Genomic DNA, 1,269 nt, shown 5'->3' on the forward strand with positions numbered 1-1,269 from the left:
GTGGTGTCGTTTATCGCCACCCCGTTACCGGTGGCGGCCATGGCATACAGCCAGCCCTGTTGATTATGGCTGCCGTCCGCTTCCAGATTGATGGTGCCCTGGTTCCAGGCCACCCCGGTGCCGCTGACAAACATCCCGGTGCCGGAATTGGTGACGGTAATGGAGCCGGTGTTGGTGGCAGTGCCGGACTCAAACAGGTGCATGCCGGCACCGCGCAGTTCGCGGTTGTTCATGCCGGTAAACAGCTGTTTGTTACCGCTGTCGTTGCCGTCTTCACCCGGCAGTAACTGCATGCCGTCCACCTCAATGGTGCCGCTGTTCAGTAGTGTGCCATTCCTTGATGTCATTCCGTAAGTCCCTGCGCCTCGCACGCTGATACGGCCTTCATTGACTGCGGCGTCATCATTACCCAGCATAGCGGCATACTGGTTGCCTGCCCAAATTCCACCCATGTGAATCTGACCTGAGTTAAAAGGCGTAAGCCAGGAGCTGACCACCAGCTCCCCCTTCTCCAGGTTATGGCCATTGACAATCAGTGCATTTGCCGTATCAACATGACCATTAGCGGGTTTCAGGATGGCGGTAACTGAACCTTCATTCACTATTCGAGCACCATTCAAGGCATAAAACACTCCACCTGCCATTTCAGAAACCAGGTGCCCGCGGTTATACAACACACTGCCTGCTCCATCCACCCAGAACAAAACATGGGTTGAGTAATGGGCCTTGTCTGTACTGACGGCCTCCAGGCGAAAGTTCTCATCCAGCACCAGAATGTTATTACGCCCAGTGCTGTACAACACACCGACTTTCCCCGCAGCCTCAAAAGCTGCCACAAAGCCGTTATTATGGAACTGGCTTTCTCCGCTCAACCGCACAGTATTGCCGCTACCATTGATATACAGGGCATAATGGCTGCCGTGGTTATGGTCCCCCCAGTTGCTGCCGATATACTCCGAAGTGTAATCCACCGCCAGCCCGCCTTTAATCACCAGGGTATTGTTATCCCCCGCCACCTGCACCCCGTTACGGGTGGTCCCCGCTGCCGGGCGGGAAGCCACCATACCGGCATAGTTGACACTTACCAGACCATCAATTTGTACCTGGTTGCCGTTGCCGTTGATGGCCACCCCGGTTAAGTCTGGTGTGGTACTCGCCTGATTACCCGGGCGGACTGCCGCCAGGTCGTCCACCTGCACATTGCCGGTGATAACCAGTGCGCCATTGTTGCTGGTGATATTCACCCCGGTGGCCGCCAGGCGCTGCTCT

Annotated in this window: 1 protein-coding gene; it reads right to left on the bottom strand. The window is 56.2% G+C overall.

The window, feature by feature from the left end; all coding sequences use genetic code 11:
* On the bottom strand, positions 1–1,269 hold a 1,269-nt coding region (locus DES37_RS25725; RefSeq protein ID WP_170123822.1), incomplete at both ends, for a hypothetical protein.

Source organism: Mangrovibacter plantisponsor, from assembly GCF_003182475.1.
GTDB classification, from domain to species: domain Bacteria; phylum Pseudomonadota; class Gammaproteobacteria; order Enterobacterales; family Enterobacteriaceae; genus Mangrovibacter; species Mangrovibacter plantisponsor.